16 protein-coding genes are annotated in these 17,302 nt (G+C 70.8%); 13 read left to right on the forward strand and 3 right to left on the reverse strand.

The genetic code is table 11. The annotated features are described in order from the left end of the window. Nucleotides 1–38 precede the first annotated feature (38 nt). The 4 genes from ACFWP7_RS35725 to ACFWP7_RS35740 all read left to right on the forward strand — a co-directional run bounded on the left by ACFWP7_RS35725 (nt 39) and on the right by ACFWP7_RS35740 (nt 4,509). On the forward strand, nt 39–608 hold the full coding sequence (locus ACFWP7_RS35725; protein WP_384390443.1) for a TetR/AcrR family transcriptional regulator: 570 nt from the start codon (nt 39–41) through the stop codon (nt 606–608). 121 nt (nt 609–729) lie between these two features. Continuing rightward, a complete protein-coding gene (locus ACFWP7_RS35730; RefSeq protein WP_384390446.1) occupies nt 730–1,920 on the forward strand; it encodes a GDSL-type esterase/lipase family protein in 1,191 nt (396 codons plus the stop codon). Nucleotides 1,921–2,162: 242 nt separating this feature from the next. Further along, nucleotides 2,163–3,287 carry a lipid II:glycine glycyltransferase FemX gene (locus ACFWP7_RS35735; RefSeq protein ID WP_384390449.1) on the forward strand — a complete coding sequence of 375 codons (1,125 nt, stop codon included), beginning with the start codon at nt 2,163–2,165 and terminating at the stop codon, nt 3,285–3,287. 256 nt (nt 3,288–3,543) lie between these two features. Next, nucleotides 3,544–4,509, forward strand: a complete 966-nt coding sequence (locus ACFWP7_RS35740) for a DMT family transporter (protein ID WP_384390452.1) — start codon at nt 3,544–3,546, stop codon at nt 4,507–4,509. A gap of 78 nt (nt 4,510–4,587) precedes the next feature. Here ACFWP7_RS35740 and ACFWP7_RS35745 read toward each other — a convergent pair whose 3' ends face one another. Continuing rightward, a complete protein-coding gene (locus ACFWP7_RS35745) occupies nt 4,588–5,010 on the reverse strand; it encodes a nuclear transport factor 2 family protein (protein ID WP_384390454.1) in 423 nt (140 codons plus the stop codon). 109 nt (nt 5,011–5,119) lie between these two features. Here ACFWP7_RS35745 and ACFWP7_RS35750 point away from each other — a divergent pair, with 109 nt between their 5' ends. Then, nucleotides 5,120–5,839: a TetR family transcriptional regulator gene (locus ACFWP7_RS35750; protein ID WP_384390456.1), complete on the forward strand. Its 720-nt coding sequence runs from the start codon at nt 5,120–5,122 to the stop codon at nt 5,837–5,839. Here ACFWP7_RS35750 and ACFWP7_RS35755 read toward each other — a convergent pair. Both ACFWP7_RS35755 and ACFWP7_RS35760 read right to left on the reverse strand, forming a co-directional pair. Beyond that, nucleotides 5,769–6,071 (reverse strand): DUF397 domain-containing protein, encoded by a 303-nt coding sequence (locus tag ACFWP7_RS35755; protein ID WP_384390459.1) that lies wholly within the window; start codon nt 6,069–6,071, stop codon nt 5,769–5,771. The genes ACFWP7_RS35750 and ACFWP7_RS35755 overlap by 71 nt on opposite strands. Continuing rightward, nucleotides 6,031–6,471: a DUF5753 domain-containing protein gene (locus ACFWP7_RS35760; RefSeq protein ID WP_384390462.1), complete on the reverse strand. Its 441-nt coding sequence runs from the start codon at nt 6,469–6,471 to the stop codon at nt 6,031–6,033. Before ACFWP7_RS35760 ends, ACFWP7_RS35755 begins: the two co-directional genes overlap by 41 nt. 291 nt (nt 6,472–6,762) lie before the next feature. On the opposite strand from ACFWP7_RS35760, the gene ACFWP7_RS35765 reads away from it, so the two are divergent. The 8 genes from ACFWP7_RS35765 to ACFWP7_RS35800 all read left to right on the forward strand — a co-directional run bounded on the left by ACFWP7_RS35765 (nt 6,763) and on the right by ACFWP7_RS35800 (nt 17,299). Further along, complete coding sequence (locus ACFWP7_RS35765) at nt 6,763–7,605, forward strand: TIGR03084 family metal-binding protein (RefSeq protein ID WP_384390465.1); 843 nt, start codon at nt 6,763–6,765, stop codon at nt 7,603–7,605. Continuing rightward, nucleotides 7,602–9,410 (forward strand): acyclic terpene utilization AtuA family protein, encoded by a 1,809-nt coding sequence (locus ACFWP7_RS35770; protein WP_384390468.1) that lies wholly within the window; start codon nt 7,602–7,604, stop codon nt 9,408–9,410. The genes ACFWP7_RS35765 and ACFWP7_RS35770 overlap by 4 nt, the downstream gene beginning before the upstream one ends. After that, entirely contained in the window at nt 9,407–11,005 is a 1,599-nt protein-coding gene (locus ACFWP7_RS35775) for an acyl-CoA carboxylase subunit beta (protein WP_384390471.1), read from the forward strand. The genes ACFWP7_RS35770 and ACFWP7_RS35775 overlap by 4 nt, the downstream gene beginning before the upstream one ends. Nucleotides 11,006–11,058: 53 nt before the next feature. Beyond that, entirely contained in the window at nt 11,059–12,912 is a 1,854-nt protein-coding gene (locus tag ACFWP7_RS35780) for an acetyl/propionyl/methylcrotonyl-CoA carboxylase subunit alpha (RefSeq protein ID WP_384390473.1), read from the forward strand. Nucleotides 12,913–13,161: 249 nt separating this feature from the next. Beyond that, a complete protein-coding gene (locus tag ACFWP7_RS35785) occupies nt 13,162–14,322 on the forward strand; it encodes an acyl-CoA dehydrogenase family protein (RefSeq protein ID WP_384390476.1) in 1,161 nt (386 codons plus the stop codon). Between the two features lie 51 nt (nt 14,323–14,373). Further along, nucleotides 14,374–15,939 (forward strand): 4-coumarate--CoA ligase family protein, encoded by a 1,566-nt coding sequence (locus ACFWP7_RS35790; RefSeq protein WP_384390479.1) that lies wholly within the window; start codon nt 14,374–14,376, stop codon nt 15,937–15,939. Then, nucleotides 15,936–16,670 (forward strand): enoyl-CoA hydratase family protein, encoded by a 735-nt coding sequence (locus ACFWP7_RS35795; protein WP_384390482.1) that lies wholly within the window; start codon nt 15,936–15,938, stop codon nt 16,668–16,670. Before ACFWP7_RS35790 ends, ACFWP7_RS35795 begins: the two co-directional genes overlap by 4 nt. Further along, nucleotides 16,658–17,299 (forward strand): TetR/AcrR family transcriptional regulator, encoded by a 642-nt coding sequence (locus ACFWP7_RS35800; protein WP_384390484.1) that lies wholly within the window; start codon nt 16,658–16,660, stop codon nt 17,297–17,299. The genes ACFWP7_RS35795 and ACFWP7_RS35800 overlap by 13 nt, the downstream gene beginning before the upstream one ends. Nucleotides 17,300–17,302 lie beyond the last annotated feature (3 nt).

Here is a 17,302-nt window from a genome sequence, read left to right on the forward strand (position 1 = left end):
TAAATGCATAATAGCCATCGGTGATTCGGAGGATGGTTATGGTTCGAGTGGGGCTGACCACGGAGCGTCTGACCCGCGCGGGGGCGGAGTTGGCAGATGAGGTCGGCTTCGACCAGGTGACCGTCTCGGAGCTTGCCCGGAGGTTCGACGTCAAGGTCGCGAGTCTGTACTCGCACGTGAAGAACTCCCAGGACCTCAGGACGAGGATTGCCCTGTTCGCGCTCGAGGAACTCGCCGACCGGGTCGCCGCCGCCCTGGCCGGTCGCGCCGGCAAGGACGCCCTGGCCGCCTTCGCGGATGCCTACCGCGACTACGCCCGGGAGCACCCCGGTCGGTACGCCGCCATGCGGCTCCGGCTCGACCCCGAGACCGCGGCCGCCAGTGCCGGCGTCCGCCACGCGCAGATGACGCGGGCGATCCTGCGCGGTTACGACCTGACGGAGCCGGACCAGACGCACGCGGTCCGGATGCTCGGCAGCGTCTTCCACGGCTACGTCAGCCTGGAGATGGCCGGAAGCTTCAGCCACACCGCCGTCGACACTCAGGAGTCCTGGACCTGGACCCTCGACCGCTTGGACGCCCTCCTGCGCAACTGGACCACGCCTTGAGCGGCCGCGGCCGCGGCCAGAGCCACAGCAACAGTCACCGCCCCACACCCCCACCGCCCCACCGCCCCACACCCCCACCGCCCCACCGCCCCACACCCCCACAGCCCCAGGACCATGAGCAATGAACGCTGAGCACGACTGGATGACCACACCTGTCACCACGCCCGTCACCGCCGACATGCTGCGCGGCTTCCTCGACGTGGAGCCGACCGCGTACGGCCTGCTGCCGCACCGTCTGCCCGCTCGGGCTCGCCGACAGATCCCCGACGACCGACTGGCCGCAGCCGAGGCCCAGCCCTCCGGCGTGCGGTTGGTCTTCCGCACCCGGGCCACCGCCATCGAACTGGACACGCTGCCCACCAAGCGGGTTTACCGAGGCTTCCCGGCCCCCGCGGACGGCGTGTACGACCTGTTGGTCGACGGCCGGCTCGCTGCCCAGACCACGGTGCCCGGCGGTAACGTCCGCACGATCGTCGACATGGTCACCCAGTCCTCCGAACTGAGTGAAGGGCCCGCAGGCACCGCCCGGTTCACCGGGCTTCCGGCGCATGACAAGGACGTCGAGATCTGGCTTCCGCACACGGAGATCACCGAGCTGCTCGCCCTGCGCACCGATGCCCCGGTCGAGCCGGCGCGGGACAACGGGCGCAAGGTGTGGCTCCACCACGGCAGTTCCATCAGCCACGGCTCGAACGCCGCCCACCCGACCGCCATCTGGCCGGCCCTGGCCGCCGCGCAGGGCGAAGTGGAGCTGGTCAACCTGGGATTCAGCGGCAGCGCGCTGCTCGACCCGTTCACCGCCCGTGCGATGCGGGACACCCCCGCGGACCTGATCAGCCTCAAGATCGGCATCAATGTCGTCAACGCCGATGTGATGCGTCTGCGCGCCTTCACCCCCGCGGTCCACGGCTTCCTGGACACGCTCCGCGAGGGGCATCCGACGACACCGTTGCTGGTCGTGTCCCCCATCCTGTGCCCGGTCCAGGAGGACACCCCCGGCCCCCTCGCGCCCGACTTCGCCGACGGCATCCTGCGCTTCAAGGCCACGGGCGACCCTGCCGAACGGGCCGCCGGGCGCCTGACGCTCAACGTCATCCGCGAGGAACTCGCCCGGACGGTCGAACAGCGGGCGGCCGACGACCCGAACCTGCACCACCTCGACGGCCGTGACCTCTACGGCGAGAGGGACTACGCCGAACTGCCCCTGCCCGACGAGGTCCACCCCGATCCCGCGGGACACCGCCGCATCGGCGAGAACTTCGCGCGGCTCGTGTTCGGAGATGGCGGCCCTTTCGCCACCGGGACCGGCTGACGGAGTTGCATCGCGGTCAGCGGCGGGCAGTCATGTGGGCGAGGGCCTGTTCGGCACTGTCGGAGGCGAAGGCGCCGTCGATGCCCTCGGCGGCTCCTTCGGCGGCTTCGATGGACCGGGGGGGGCAGTCCCGGGGCCTCTCGGCCTGGACGCCTCGCTCATCCGAACGCGCCGATCGGAACCGGTACGACCCCCGTCAGTACGCTGGCAGATCCACCTACCCCCCATGAGGAGTGCCGCGTATGAGTCTCCGCCTGCAGGCCATCACCCGCGAAGAACATCTGGCGTTCGTGAGCACCCGTCCGTCCGCCAGCCATATGCAGGTGCCGTCCTGGGGTGATGTGAAGCCGGACTGGCGGGCGGAGAGTCTGGGCTGGTTCGACGGGGAGGGGCGGCTCGTCGGGGTGGGTCTTGTGCTGCTGCGGCCGTTGCCGAAGGTCAAGCGGTATCTCGCGTACCTCCCCGAGGGGCCGGTCATCGACTGGCGCGCGGCGGATCTCGAACGCTGGCTCGATCCGATGCTGGCCCACCTCAAGGCGCGGGGCGCGTTCTCGGTGAAGATGGGTCCACCTGTGGTCGTACGACGGTGGAGTGCGGACGCGGTCAAGGCGGCGATCGCCGATCCGGCGGCGCGGCGGCTGGGAGACGCGGAGGCGACGACGTACGAGCCGGCGGCCTTCGAACTCGCGGAACGGCTCCGGCGGATGGGCTGGCGGCGGACCGAGCCCGACAGCGAGGACGGATTCGCGGCCGGGCAGCCGCGGTACGTGTTCCAGGTGCCGTTCGCCGGGCGGTCGTTGGAGGAGATCCACCAGGGCCTCAACCAGCAGTGGCGGCGCAACATCAAGAAGGCCGAGAAGGCCGGCGTGAAGGTGGTGCGGGGCGGTTACGACGACCTGCCCGCCTTCTACGAGCTGTACGCGGAGACGGCCGGGCGCGACCGTTTCATCCCGCGCCCGCTGCCCTACTTCCAGCGCATGTGGGCCGCGCTCACGGCCGAGGACCCGGACCGTATGCGCCTCTACCTCGCCCACCACGACGGCGACGTCCTTGCCGCCGCCACGATGCTGACCGTCGGCGGACACGTCTGGTACTCCTACGGCGCCTCCACCAGCCGCAAACGTGAGGTCCAGCCGAACAACGCCATCCAGTGGCGCATGATGTCCGACGCCCACGAACTCGGCGCCTCCGTCTACGACTTCCGCGGGATCACCGACACCCTGGACGAGACCAACCACCTCCTCGGTCTCCTCCGCTTCAAGGTCGGCGCGGGCGGCGAGGCCGCCGAGTACCTCGGCGAATGGGACTTCCCCCTCAACCGAGTCCTCCACAAGGCGCTGGACCTCTACATGGCCCGACGTGGGTGAGCATGCATGGCCCGACGTGGGTGAGCCATGCACGGCCCGACGCGGGTGACCCATGCACGGCCCGACGCGGGTGACCCATGCACGGCCCGACGCGGGTGACCCATCGCACCTTGCGGTCAGTGGCAAAAGAGGTTCACAGTCCTGACGTAGTCCATTACCCTGGACTGGCAAGTGCAGCAGGATAGACGATCATCAGTGAACCTCGACCCGAACTTCCTGGACGGCTCCCGTGAACCTCCCCGGCGCTGAAGCGGCCATGGCGACCGCAGAGCCCGCTGTCGCCGCAGCGGCAGCGTCAGCCGTTTCTGCGGAAGGGTCCCCGGAAGGTTCCGCGAAGGGCTCCGGGCGACGGGATGCCCTGGGCCCGCTGGGCCTGGTCCTCGCCGGCGGGATCTCGGTGCAGTTCGGCGGCGCGCTGGCCGTGACGCTGATGCCGCGTGCCGGGGCACTCGGGGTCGTCACCCTGCGGCTCGCGGTGGCCGCGATCGTGCTGCTGGTGGTCTGCCGGCCCAAGGTGCGCGGGTACTCGCGCGCGGACTGGGGCACCATCGTCGTCTTCGGCGTCACGATGGCCGCGATGAACGGGCTGTTCTACCAGTCGCTCGACCGCATCCCGCTGGGCACCGCCGTCACCCTCGAAGTGCTCGGCCCGCTCGCCCTCTCCGTCCTCGCCTCCCGTCGCGCCCTGAACCTCGTCTGGGCGGGCCTCGCCCTCGCCGGCGTCTTCCTCCTCGGCGGCGGAGGCTTCAGCAGCCTCGACCCCCTCGGCGTCGCCTTCGCCCTGTCGGCAGGCGCCATGTGGGCGACGTACATCATTTTCAGTGCCCGTACGGGGCGACGCTTCCCGCAGGCCGACGGGCTCGCGCTCGCCATGGTGGTCGCGGCGGTGGTGTTCCTGCCGCTGGGGATCGTGGAGTCGGGCTCGAAGCTGCTGGCCCCCACGACACTCGCCCTGGGCGCCTCGGTGGCCGTACTCTCCTCCGTCCTCCCCTACACCTTCGAACTCCTCGCCCTGCGCCGCCTCCCCTCCTCCACCTTCGCCATCCTCATGAGCCTCGAACCGGCCCTCGCCGCCACCGCCGGCTTCCTCATCCTCGACCAGTCCCTCTCCGCCATGCAGGCCCTCGCCATCGCCCTCGTCATCGCGGCGAGCATGGGCGCGGTGCGGACGCAGGTGGGGCGGGGGAAGGCGCGGGGGCTGGAGGCCGAGAAGACGGCTTGAGGCAGGGCCGGTTTCCTTGTGCCGACGGTTGTCGCCGGGCCGGCCAGGGCGCGGCGACAACCGTCGGTGTCGGGCCGGCTAGGGCGCGGTCAGCTGTGCGGCGATGACCGCCCCGTCCATCCAGACGTTCTCGCGGGAGATCCGGCCGTTCGTGAACTCGAAGACGTGCAGGAGCCGGAAGGTGATTCGCCGGCCGTTGCCGGGGATGCCCAGCATCGAGCCGGTGACCACGCCGGTGATCAGGTCCTCCACCGTCGCGGCGTTCTCCCCGTAGTACGTGTGGGTGCGCTCTTCCTTCTCGGACCGGAAGTCCTTGAGCAGCTGGCGGTAGCGGTCCAGCGCCTCCGCCGTGCCGCGGGCCGGGGGTCCCGGCCAGCCGACCACGTCGTGCTCGATGTCGTCCGTGTACATCGCCACGGCCGCTTCCGCGTCCCCCTTCCCCTCGGCCTCCACATGGGCCTGGATCAGGGCTTCCATTTCCTCGGGTGTCATGGCGCTCATGGAGCACCACCCCTTTCGTCATGCCGCGCGCCCGAAGGCGGGCGGCCCCCGTTTGGTGAGACAGTGCTAGCGTAATGAGAAAACTCTCTCACGAATAGAGGCGACTCGCATGACGGAGGGGCGCACCGGAAGCGCGACCGGCGCGCGTGGGCCCGGCGCGGTCGACGCGCGTGAGCCCGGCGCGGACGCCGCGCGGGGCCAGGTGAGCGAGGGGGGCCGCCGGAATCAGAAGATGCGGACCCGGCGGGCGCTCATCGACGCCGCGGCCGCCCTGATCCGCGAGGGCCGGTCGATCACGATCTCGGAGGTCGCCGAGCGGGCCCAGGTGTCCGTGGCCACTGCCTACCGGTACTTCTCCACCCCCCAGGACCTGGTGGTGGAGACCAGGACCGTGGTGCGCGGCCCCGAGTTCCTCGCCGACCTGCCCGCGGACCCGGCGGAACGCCTCGACACGGTCGTCTCCCGGACCGCCGACGCCCAACTCGGCGACGAGGCGCTGTGGCGGACCCTGCTGAAGACCTCGATGGAACGCTGGTTCGAGCAGCAGGCGGCCGGTGTCGACGAGCCCGACGGACAGCACCCGATCCGCAGCCGCTCCCGCTTGGACCTCACCCGTACCGCCCTGGAGCCGCTCGCCGACACCCTGCCGCCCGAACTGCACCGCAGGCTCACCATGGCCGTCACCCTGGTCTACGGAGTGGAGGCCGTGATCTCCGCCCGGGACGCCTGCGGTCTCGATCCCGAGGAGGCGAAGGACGTCATGCGCTGGGCGGCGGGCGCCTTGCTGGAGCAGGCCGTGCGGGACGCCCCGGACGTCCCCGACGCGTGACCGGCCCGCCCCACCCGCACCGTCCCTGGTCGAGTACGCCGGTGGCTGCCGCCGCCACGAATGCGGCGAAAGCCTGCGGCGTGACCGTAAGGGCCCCGCGACCGGGGTTCTTGGGGTCGCGGACGGCTATGTGGGGGGTGAGGTGGGCGACCTCGACGCACTCGCCGCGGGTGCCCCCGCTGTACGTCGACTTACGCCACCGCGCGCCCGTCAGATCCTGGCTGTTCCGCATAGCGTTCCTCCCGTACGCGGGCGATCAGTGCCGCCGAGTCCTCTACGGAGAGGGCGGCGGCCGGCAGATGACCGTAACGGTGGGAGCAGTCCCCGACGAGGTCTGGGTTGGCGGTCATGCAGCCGGAGTCGTAGTTCTCGGAGTACGTGATGTCCGGGTCCGTATCGAAGCGCATAACGGTGAACGAACCAGCTGTAGCTGGGTGTTGGCCCGCCGCGAAAGGGAGCACCTGTATGCGCACCTGGCGCCTGTCGCGCAGGTTCAACAGGTGCGTGAGCCGCTCGCGCATGACCTGCTGGTCGCCGAACGGCCGGTGCGACACGGCCTCGTCGAGGACTACCCAGACCAGCGGAGGCTTCTCGCGCGCGAGGATCCGCTGCCGTTCCAGGCGGGCCGCCACTGGGCCTGCTTCAGCCCCGCCGACTCCCGAAAGCGCCGCAACTCGCTCCCGAAGTAGTCCAACGGGGAAGCGCTGGGGTCGAGTTCGCGGATGTTCACCATGGGACGGCCTCCCCGGGTCGAAACGCAGCACGGCGTTGACTTCGACCTGTTGCTGAGAGTGATGACTCACACGCACCGCGTGGCGTAAATCAATAATGCAAGCACGCTTGCTTGTTTCCATGGTCGCTGCCATGCTCCAGAACACACCGCACCACCCCGCACTCCGTCGTGCCCCGAGGGGAGCGCCATCGTGTTCGACCCGTCGTCCGTGATCGACGATCTGCATCGGGAGAGTGAGGAACTCGACCAGCTGGTGGGGAAGTTGGAGGAGGGGGACTGGGCCCTTCCGACGCCCGCCGAGGGGTGGAGCATCGCCCACACGGTCGCGCATCTCGGCTGGACCGACCAGGCGGCACTGCTGGCGGTGACGGACGCGGAGGCGTTCGGGCGGGCGACCGAGAAGGCGTTCGCGGCGGCCGGTTCCTTCGTGGACGAAGGCGCGGAGACGGGGGCGCGCGTGGCGCCGGCGCGCTTGCTCAGCGCCTGGCGTGTGGGGCGCGGGGAGCTGGAACGCGCGCTGCGCGCCGCGCCCCTGGGCGTGCGCTTCCCCTGGTACGGGCCGCCCATGTCCGCCGCTTCCATGGCCACCGCGCGCGTCATGGAGACCTGGGCCCATGGACAGGATGTGGCCGACGCGTTGGGTGTGGTGCGCGCACCTACGGACCGGCTCCAGCATGTGGTGCGCATCGGTGTGCGGACACGGAACTTCGCCTTCGGGGTACGAGGGCTCGCCGCCCCGAGTGAGGAGTTCCGCGTGGAACTCGTCGGCCCGTCGGGGGAGTTGTGGGCACACGGGCCCGCGGACGCCGCCCAGCGTGTCACCGGCCCCGCGCTCGACTTCTGCCTGCTGGTCACCCAGCGGGCCAACCGCGCCGACCTCGCCGTACGGGCGGAAGGGCCCGACGCCGACCGGTGGCTGCACATCGCGCAGGCGTTCGCGGGGCCGTCCGGCGCCGGGCGCGCACCGAAGTCTGGTACCAGCCGTTCACCGAAGTCCGGTACCGGGCGTTCACCGAAGGGGGATGCGCGATGACCGTCGCCCCCCTCCGTATCGGCAACGCCTCCGGCTTCTACGGCGACCGCTTCGACGCCATGCGCGAGATGCTCACCGGCGGCCCACTGGACGTCCTCACCGGCGACTACCTCGCTGAGCTGACCATGCTCATCCTGGGGCGGGACCGCCTGAAGGACCCCCGGCGCGGATACGCCAAGACCTTCCTGGGCCAGTTGGAGGAGTGCCTCGGCCTCGCGCACGAGCGTGGCGTACGTGTCGTCGCGAACGCCGGTGGTCTCAACCCGGCCGGACTCGCCGACTCCGTACGGGAGTTGGCGGACCGGCTCGGCATCCCGGTACGGGTCGCGCATGTCGAGGGCGACGAACTCGGATCCAGGTATCCGGAGAGCCTCGCCGCGCACGCCTACCTCGGCGGCGCCGGAATCGCCGCCTGTCTGCGCGAGGGCGCGGACATCGTCGTCACCGGGCGGGTGACGGACGCGGCGCTGGTCACCGGGCCCGCCGTGGCCCACTTCGGCTGGGGGCCGAGGGAGTACGACCGGCTTGCCGGCGCCGTGGTCGCCGGGCACGTCCTGGAGTGCGGCGCCCAGGCCACCGGCGGCAACTACGCCTTCTTCGCCGAGCACGACCCCGCTGTTCTCCGCCACCCCGGTTTCCCGCTCGCCGAACTCCACGAGGACGGCACGAGTGTCATCACCAAGCACGACGGCACCGGCGGACTCGTCGACCTCGGCACGGTCACCGCGCAGCTCCTGTACGAGACGTCGGGCGCCCGGTACGCGGGGCCCGACGTCACCGCCCGGCTCGACACCGTCAGGCTGACCCAACAGGGCCCCGACCGGGTACGGATCGACGGCGTGCGCGGCGAGGCGCCGCCCCCCACCCTCAAGGTCGGCCTCAACCGGCTCGGCGGCTTCCGCAACGAGGTCGTGTTCGTGCTGACGGGGCTCGACATCGAGGCGAAGGCCGCCCTCGTCCGGGACCAGATGGACACCGCGCTGGCCTCGGCCAAGTCCCGCCCCGCCGACGTGCGTTGGGAACTCGCCCGCACCGATCACCCCGATGCCCTCACCGAGGAGACCGCGAGCGCGTTCCTCCGGCTCGTCGTACGGGACCCCGACCAGCACGCGGTGGGCCGGACGTTCAGCGGCGCCGCCATCGAACTCGCCCTCTCCGGCTACCCCGGATTCCATGTGATGGCTCCACCTGGGACGGGCGCCCCCTATGGGGTCTTCGAGGATGTGTACGTCCCCCATGGCGACGTGGACCATGTGGCCGTCCTCCACGACGGACGCCGCATCCCTGTGGCCCCGGCCCACGAAACCCTCGTACTCGAAGGACTCGAAGGACTCGAAGGACTCGAAGGACCCGAAGGACCCGAAGGACCCGAAGGACCCGAAGGATACGAAGACGCGACGGAACCGCCCCTGCCCGAGCCGTCGCCGTCACCGTCGCCGTCACCGTCGCCCTCGCCGTCACCGTCGGTGGAACCCACCCGCCGCGCCCCCCTCGGACTCGTCGCCGGAGCCCGCAGCGGCGACAAGGGCGGCAACGCGAACGTCGGTGTGTGGGTCCGTACGGACGCGGCCTGGCGATGGCTAGCGCACACCCTCACGGTCGACCGGTTCCGCGAACTCCTCCCGGAGACGGCCGACCTGACCGTCGTACGCCATGTGCTGCCGAACCTGCGCGCCCTCAACTTCGTCGTCGAGGGAATCCTCGGCGAGGGCGTGGCCTCGCAGGCCCGTTTCGACCCCCAGGCCAAGGCGCTGGGCGAATGGCTCCGCTCCCGCCACCTCGACATCCCGGAGACGCTCCTGTGACCGTCATCTCCTCGGCGCTCGACACGCGGAGCCCCGACTACGCCGCCAACCGCGAGGCCATGCTCAGCAAGCTCACGGAGCTGGACACCGAGCACGCCAAGGCTCTCGCGGGCGGCGGCGAGAAGTACGTCGCCCGGCATCGCAAGCGGGGCAAGTTGCTCGCCCGCGAGCGCATCGAACTGCTCGTGGACCCCGACACACCATTCCTTGAGCTGTCGCCGCTCGCGGCCTGGGGGAGTGACTTCGCGGTCGGTGCCTCGCTGGTCACCGGGATCGGTGTCGTCGAGGGCGTGGAGTGCCTGATCACGGCGAACGACCCGACCGTGCGCGGCGGTGCCAGCAACCCGTGGAGTCTGAAGAAGGCCCTGCGGGCCAATGACATCGCCCTCGCCAACCGGCTGCCCTGCATCAGCCTCGTCGAGTCCGGCGGCGCCGACCTGCCGTCCCAGAAGGAGATCTTCATCCCCGGGGGCGCGATCTTCCGCGACCTCACGCGGCTGTCGGCGGCCGGAATCCCGACCGTGGCCGTCGTGTTCGGGAACTCCACCGCCGGAGGCGCGTACATCCCTGGTATGTCCGACCACGTGATCATGGTCAAGGAGCGGGCGAAGGTCTTCCTGGGCGGGCCGCCGCTGGTGAAGATGGCCACCGGTGAGGAAAGCGACGACGAGTCGCTGGGCGGCGCCGAGATGCACGCGCGCGTGTCGGGGCTCGCGGACTACTTCGCCGTCGACGAGCAGGACGCGATCCGGCAGACCCGGCGCGTGGTGGCCCGCCTCAACCACCGCAAGGCGTACGTCGATCCGGGCCCGGCCGCACCGCCGAAGTACGACGAGGACGAGCTCCTGGGGACCGTCCCGGGAGACCTGAGGCACCCCTTCGACCCGCGCGAGGTCGTCGCCCGCCTCGTCGACGGCTCCGACTTCGACGAGTTCAAGCCCCTCTACGGGACGAGCCTCACCACCGGCTGGGCGACCCTGCACGGCTATCCCGTCGGCATCCTCGCCAACGCCCAGGGAGTGCTCTTCAGCGCCGAGTCGCAGAAGGCCGCCCAGTTCATCCAGCTCGCCAACCAGCGCGACATCCCGCTCCTCTTCCTGCACAACACCACCGGTTACATGGTCGGCAAGGAGTACGAGCAGGGCGGCATCATCAAGCACGGCGCGATGATGATCAACGCGGTGAGCAACAGCCGCGTACCCCACCTCTCCGTGCTGATGGGTGCCTCCTACGGAGCGGGCCACTACGGCATGTGCGGGCGCGCCTACGACCCGCGCTTCCTCTTCGCCTGGCCCAGCGCCAAGTCCGCCGTCATGGGCCCCCAGCAGCTCGCCGGCGTCCTCTCGATCGTCGCCCGGCAGTCGGCCGCCGCCAAGGGACAGCCGTACGACGATGACGCCGACGCCGGGCTGCGCGCCATGGTGGAGCAGCAGATCGAGTCCGAGTCGCTGCCGATGTTCCTGTCGGGGCGGCTGTACGACGACGGGGTCATCGACCCGCGCGACACCCGCACCGTCCTCGGCATGTGCCTGTCCGCGATCCACACGGCGCCCTACGAGGGCGCGCGCGGTGGCTTCGGCGTCTTCCGGATGTGAGATACCCAATGAACCCAGTGAAGCCAATGCATTCAGTGGACTTGGCGGACCCCGTGATTTCGACGCTCCTTGTCGCCAACCGTGGCGAGATCGCCTGCCGCGTCTTCCGCACCTGTGGTGAGTTGGGAGTCCGGACGGTCGCCGTGTTCTCGGACGCCGACGAGAACGCCCTCCACGCGCGCGTGGCCGACGCGGCGGTACGGCTGCCGGGTGCGGCGCCCTCGGAGACGTATCTGCGCGGCGACCTGATCGTGAAGGCGGCCCTGAGCGCCGGCGCGGACGCCGTGCACCCCGGGTACGGATTCCTCTCCGAGAACGCCGACTTCGCGCGGGCCGTGCTCGACGCCGGGCTCCTCTGGATCGGACCGCCGCCCGAGGCGATCGAGGCGATGGCGTCGAAGACGCGCGCCAAGAAGCTGATGGGACTCGAACCCCTGTCGACGGTGACGGAGGGGGACCTCCCCGTGCTGGTGAAGGCGGCCGCGGGCGGCGGCGGGCGCGGTATGCGCGTCGTACGGGAACTCGTGGACCTGGACGCCGAGTTGACGGCCGCCCGCGCCGAGGCCCTCAGTGCCTTCGGCGACGGGGAGGTCTTCGTCGAGCCGTACGTGGAGGGCGGCCGGCACGTCGAGGTGCAGATCCTGGCCGACACGCACGGCATCGTGTGGGCGCTCGGCACCCGCGACTGCTCGCTCCAGCGGCGCCATCAGAAGGTGATCGAGGAGTCGCCGGCGCCCGGCCTCGCACCCGTGCTGGTGGCGGAGCTCCACGAGCTGGCCGTGCGTGCCGCGCGCGCCGTCGACTACGTGGGCGCGGGCACCGTCGAGTTCCTGATCGCCGACGGCAAGGCCCACTTCCTGGAGATGAACACCCGCCTCCAGGTCGAACACCCCGTCACGGAAGCCGTCTTCGGCATCGACCTCGTGGCGCTCCAGCTCCAGGTCGCCGAGGGCGCCGTACTCGAGAAGGAGCCTCCACGCGCGCGTGGCCACGCCATCGAGGCCCGCCTCTACGCCGAGGACCCGGCCCGCGCCTGGGCCCCGCAGACCGGCACCCTGCACCGTCTCGCCGTCCCCGAAGGCATCCGCCTGGACACCGGCTACACCGACGGCGACCCCATCGGCATCCACTACGACCCGATGCTCGCCAAGGCCGTCGCCCACGCCCCCACGCGCGCGGAAGCCCTCCGCAAGCTGTCCGGCGCCCTGGAGCGGGCGAGCATCCACGGCCCCGTCACCAACAGGGACCTTCTCGTACGGTCCCTGCGGCACGAGGAGTTCGTGTCGGAGCGGATGGACACCGGCTTCTACGAGCGCCACCTGGAGGAGCTCACCGGGGCGGCCCCGGACCCGTACGCGCCCCTCGCCGCGGCCCTCTCCGACGCGCACGGTCGCTCCCGGTTCGGCGGCGGCTGGCGCAACCTGCCCTCCCAGCCGCAGACCAAGCGCTACCTCGTCGACGGCACCGAGCACGAGGTCCACTACCGGCACACCCGCGACGGCCTCACCGCCGAAGGGGTACGCGTCGTGCACGCCGCCGCCGATCGCGTCGTACTCGAAATCGACGGCGTACGGCGCAAGTTCGAGGTCAGCCGCTACGGCGACCGGATCCACGTCGGCCCCACCACCCTCACCGCGCTGCCCCGCTTCCCCGACCCCGCCGCCCAGCAGGCGCCCGGCTCGCTCCTGGCCCCCATGCCGGGGACCGTCGTCCGCGTCGCCGAAGGCCTGGCAGCCGGAGCCGCCGTGACGGCCGGACAGCCCCTCGTCTGGCTGGAGGCGATGAAGATGGAGCACAAGATCTCCGCGCCCGCCACAGGCACGCTCAGTGCCCTTCACGCCGCCCCGGGCCAGCAGGTCGAGGTCGGCACCCTTCTGGCCGTGGTCGAGCCGGACGAACCCCTTTAGGCCCTGTCGTCACATTCCCGTCTGCCTCGCGGCGCCATGCACGCCCTCTCGCCGCGCCGGGCGCAGACCCAAGTACGTCCAGTACGAGGGTCCACGCCCGGCACACCGAGAGCACGCACCTACTGCGACACAGGCTGCTGCCGCAGCGGGCGCGAGGCCGCCCTCCGGGCGACGACGGGAACGTGACGACAGGACCTAGGGCCGCCCGCGCGACCAGCCACGACCCCGCCGCACCCTCCAGGAGACCCCATGAGCCCGATAGCAGAGACCGACGAGCACACAGCCCTCCGAGCAGCCGTGGCCGCGCTCGGCAAACGCTACGGCCGCGACTACATCAACAAGGTCATCGCCGACGGCGCCCACCCCGACGAACTCTGGTCCGAGGCGGCCAAGCTCGGCTACCTCGGCGTCAACCTGCCGGAGGCCTACGGCGGCGGAGGCGGCGGTATCTCCGAACTCTCCATCGTCCTGGAGGAGTTGGGTGCAGCCGGCTGCCCCCTGCTGATGATGGTCGTGTCACCGGCGATCTGCGGCACGGTGATCGCCCGCTTCGGCACGGACTCGCAGAAACAGGAGTGGCTTCCCGGCCTCGCCGACGGCACCCGCACCATGGCCTTCGGCATCACCGAACCCGACGCGGGCTCCAACTCCCACCGCATCACCACCACCGCCCGCCGCGACGGCGACGCATGGGTCCTCAACGGCCGCAAGGTGTTCATCTCCGGAGTGGACGTCGCCGATGCCACCCTCATCGTGGGCCGTACGGAGGACGCGCGCACCGGCCGCCTCAAGCCCTGCCTGTTCATCGTCCCGCGCGACGCCGAAGGCTTCGGGCGGCGGCAGATCGACATGGAACTCCACGGCGCGGAGAAGCAGTTCGAGCTCACGCTGGACGACGTGACGCTGCCCGCCGACGCACTCGTCGGCGACGAGGACGCGGGCCTGCTCCAGCTCTTCGCGGGCCTCAATCCCGAGCGCGTCATGACGGCCGCGTTCGCGATCGGCATGGGCCGCTACGCCCTCTCCGTGGCGATCGCCTACGCCAAGGAACGCACCGTCTGGAAGGACCCCATCGGCGCCCACCAGGCCATCGCACACCCCCTCGCGCAGGCCCACATCGAGCTCGAACTCGCCCGCCTGATGATGCAGAAGGCGGCCCACCTGTACGACGCGGGCGACGACGTCGGCGCGGGAGAGGCCGCCAACATGGCCAAGTACGCGGCCGGAGAAGCCTGTGTGAAGGCCGTCGACCAGGCCGTGCACACCCTCGGCGGCAACGGCCTCACCCGCGAGTTCGGCCTCGCCTCGCTGATCACGGCCTCGCGCGTGGCCCGTATCGCACCGGTCAGCAGGGAGATGGTCCTCAACTACATCTCCCACCAGACCCTCGGCCTGCCCAAGTCTTACTGAGCCGTGCTAGGCAATGGGATGCCAGTCGCCCAGTCGTCGCCAGGAGGAACCGTGTTCCGCAGCCCGTACGAAGACGTCCCGGCCGTCGAGGAACCCATCCACGACGCGGTCCTCGGCCGCGCCGCCGAACGCGGTGACACACCCGCGCTCATCGACGGGGTCGACGGCACCACGCTCACCTACGGCCAACTCGACGTGTTCCACCGCCGACTGGCCGCCGGGTTCGCCGAGGCGGGCGTCAGCAAGGGCGACGTACTGGCCCTGCACAGCCCGAACACCATCGCCTTCCCGACGGCCTTCTACGCGGCCACGCGCGCGGGGGCCTCGGTCACGACCGTGCACCCGCTCTCCACACCCGAGGAGTTCGCCAAGCAGCTCCGCGACTGCGCCGCGAGGTGGATCGTGACCGTCTCGCCCCTCCTGGAGACGGCACGCCAGGCCGCCGAACTCGCGGGCGGCGTACGGGAGATCTTCGTCTGCGACCAGGCGCCCGGACAACGCTCACTGATGGACCTGCTGGAATCCGAGGCGCCCGAACCGCAGATCGACATCGACCCCGTGGAGGACGTCGCGGCCCTCCCGTACTCCTCGGGCACCACCGGCATCCCCAAGGGGGTGATGCTCACCCACCGGTCCATCGCCACCAACCTCGCGCAGCTCCGGCAGTCCGTCCCGATGGGCCCCGGCGACCGCATCCTCGCGGTGTTGCCCTTCTTCCACGTCTACGGGCTGACGGCCCTCATGAACGCGCCCCTCAAGCATGGCGCTACGGTCGTCGTCCTCCCCCGCTTCGACCTCGAAACCTTCCTCGCGGCCATCCAGAAGCACCACATCAACGCCCTGTACGTGGCCCCGCCGATCGTCCTCGCCCTCGCGAAGCACCCGGCCGTCGCGCAGTACGACCTGTCGTCCCTGAAGTACATCATCAGCTCGGCGGCCCCCCTGGACGCCGCTCTGGCAGCCGCCTGTTCACGACGGCTCGGCCTGCCGCCCATCGGCCAGGCGTACGGCATGACAGAACTCTCGCCCGGCGCCCTCGTCGTCCCCCTGGGCGCCGAAAACCCGCCCCCCGGGACCGTCGGCAAGCTCATCGCCGGCACGGAGATGCGCATCCTGTCCCTCGACGACCCCGCCGAGGACCTGGAAGTCGGCGAGGCGGGCGAGATCGCCATCCGCGGACCCCAGGTCATGAAGGGCTACCTCGGGCAGCCCGACGCCACCGCCGCGATGATCGACCCGGAAGGCTGGCTGCACACCGGAGACGTCGGCTACATCGACGCCGACGGCTGGCTCTTCGTCATCGACCGCGTCAAGGAACTCATCAAGTACAAGGGCTTCCAGGTCGCCCCCGCCGAACTCGAAGCCCTGCTGCTCACCCACCCCGGCATAGCCGACGCCGCCGTCATCGGCGTCTACAACGAGGACAGGAACGAGGTGCCACGCGCGTACGTGGTGCGTCAGCCGTCCGCCACCGACCTCTCCGAAGGAGAGGTCATGATGTACGTCGCCGAACGCGTCGCCCCGTACAAGAGGGTCCGCGAGGTCACCTTCATCGAGGGCGTGCCCCGAGCGGCCTCCGGGAAGATCCTTCGCCGCCAACTCCGGGAGCTCCAGTGACCCTTGTGCACACGGCACACGACCGCGCCGTCACCACCCTCACCCTCGACTCACCCGCCAACCGCAACGCCCTGTCGGCGGCACTCGTGGGCGAACTCGCGGACGCCCTCACCCACTGCGGCAAGGACAGCGACGTACGCGCGATCGTCCTCACCCACACCGGGAACACCTTCAGCGCGGGCGCGGACCTGCGCGACCCCTCGCACCCGGACGCCCTCGTCGCACTGCTGCGGCAGCTCGTCGCACTGCCCAAGCCGGTGGTGGCCCGGGTGACCGGACACGTACGTGCGGGCGGCCTCGGCCTGCTCGGCGCCTGCGACATCGCGGCCGCCTCCCTGGAGGCCACCTTCGCCTTCACGGAGGTACGCATCGGCGTCGCCCCCGCCGTCATCTCCCTCCCGATCCTGCCCCGCGCCGACCCCCGCGCCCTCGCCCGCTACTACCTCACCGGCGAACGCTTCGACGCCACCGAGGCCGTCCGCACCGGGCTCCTGACGACGGCCGGCGACGATGTCGACGTAACCCTGGCGCCCGTCCTGGACGGACTGCGCCGGTCGTCCCCGCAAGGTCTCGCCGAGACGAAGGCGCTGCTCACGGCTAGGGTGCTGGAGGCCTTCGACCGGGACGCGGCCGACCTGACCGCGCTCTCGGCCCGGCTGTTCTCCTCCGCTCAGGCCCGCGAGGGAATGACGGCCTTCCTCGAAAGACGGGATCCCGCATGGGTGGTGTGACCACGACCGACAGCGCGCCGGAGGGAGCGAAGGAAGCCGCCGTGCGTGCGCCGCACGTTCCCAAACAGGACCGCAGCCGGGCCACCCGGCAGCGGCTCCTGGCCGCAGCCGTGGCCTGCCTCGCCGAACACGGCTGGGCGGGCTCCACCGTTTCCGTCGTCGCCGAACGCGCCGGCGTCTCCCGGGGCGCCGCCCAGCACCACTTCCCGACCCGCGAGGACCTCTTCACGGCGGCCGTCGAGTACGTCGCCGAGGAACGCTCCACAGCCCTGCGCGCCCTCTTCCCCCAGGGCGCCGCCGACCGCCACGAGGTCGTCACCGCCCTGGTCGACCTCTACACCGGCCCCCTCTTCCGCGCCGCCCTCCACCTCTGGGTCGCCGCCTCCAACGAGGAACAACTCCGCCCCAGGGTCACGGAACTGGAAGCCCGCGTCGGCCGCGAGACCCACCGGATCGCCGTGGAACTGCTGGCCGCCGACGAGTCCCGCCCGGGGACACGGGAGATCGTCCAGGGCCTCCTCGACATGGCCCGGGGCCTCGGCCTCGCCAACCTGCTCACCGACGACGGAGGGCGACGGGGGAGGGTGGTCGCGCAGTGGAGCAAAATCCTGGACGGGATCCTCACCTGAGGT

The sequence above is a fragment of the Streptomyces sp. NPDC058470 genome (assembly GCF_042721055.1).
Lineage (GTDB): Bacteria > Actinomycetota > Actinomycetes > Streptomycetales > Streptomycetaceae > Streptomyces.

Excerpts from the sequence above, each read along its gene's own strand:
- ACFWP7_RS35770 (WP_384390468.1), top strand. The coding sequence starts at position 7,602 with ATGACCGTCGCCCCCCTCCGTATCGGCAACGCCTCCGGCTTCTACGGC.
- ACFWP7_RS35800 (WP_384390484.1), top strand. The coding sequence starts at position 16,658 with ATGGGTGGTGTGACCACGACCGACAGCGCGCCGGAGGGAGCGAAGGAA.
- ACFWP7_RS35725 (WP_384390443.1), top strand. The coding sequence starts at position 39 with ATGGTTCGAGTGGGGCTGACCACGGAGCGTCTGACCCGCGCGGGGGCG.
- ACFWP7_RS35740 (WP_384390452.1), top strand. The coding sequence starts at position 3,544 with ATGGCGACCGCAGAGCCCGCTGTCGCCGCAGCGGCAGCGTCAGCCGTT.
- ACFWP7_RS35785 (WP_384390476.1), top strand. The coding sequence starts at position 13,162 with ATGAGCCCGATAGCAGAGACCGACGAGCACACAGCCCTCCGAGCAGCC.
- ACFWP7_RS35730 (WP_384390446.1), top strand. The coding sequence starts at position 730 with ATGAACGCTGAGCACGACTGGATGACCACACCTGTCACCACGCCCGTC.
- ACFWP7_RS35755 (WP_384390459.1), bottom strand. The coding sequence starts at position 6,071 with ATGCGGAACAGCCAGGATCTGACGGGCGCGCGGTGGCGTAAGTCGACG.
- ACFWP7_RS35745 (WP_384390454.1), bottom strand. The coding sequence starts at position 5,010 with ATGAGCGCCATGACACCCGAGGAAATGGAAGCCCTGATCCAGGCCCAT.
- ACFWP7_RS35735 (WP_384390449.1), top strand. The coding sequence starts at position 2,163 with ATGAGTCTCCGCCTGCAGGCCATCACCCGCGAAGAACATCTGGCGTTC.
- ACFWP7_RS35750 (WP_384390456.1), top strand. The coding sequence starts at position 5,120 with ATGACGGAGGGGCGCACCGGAAGCGCGACCGGCGCGCGTGGGCCCGGC.